Below are 245 nucleotides of genomic sequence, written 5' to 3'. Positions count from 1 at the left end.
GCTTATTGTCTGCTTGGAGTACGGCTTGGGTAGCTGCTGGACGGGCTAACCCGGCAGCACAGCCACAAACTGAATTTACGACGACAAGTGTCGTACCTTCTACTGAACCCATAAAGTTTTCAACCGCTTCAGCGGATTCCAACTCCTCAAAACCTGCTTGCACCAGTTCCGCACGCATTGGCTTCACCATTTGTTTCATATATTCATCATATGCCATCGACATAAAAAAACCCCCTTGATTACAA

The 245-nt window shown here is 46.9% G+C and carries 1 protein-coding gene; it reads right to left on the bottom strand.

Annotation, left to right across the window (positions count from 1 at the left end; genetic code table 11):
* Positions 1-223, bottom strand: a 223-nt coding sequence (locus tag SB773_RS33955; RefSeq protein WP_410594887.1) for a BrxA/BrxB family bacilliredoxin, incomplete at its 3' end; no start/stop codon positions are given.
* Positions 224-245: the final 22 nt, after the last annotated feature.

The sequence above is a fragment of the Bacillus sp. SIMBA_074 genome (assembly GCF_046534555.1).
Taxonomy (GTDB): domain Bacteria; phylum Bacillota; class Bacilli; order Bacillales; family Bacillaceae_G; genus Bacillus_A; species Bacillus_A mycoides.
This window is presented reverse-complemented; position numbering and strand designations above follow the sequence as displayed.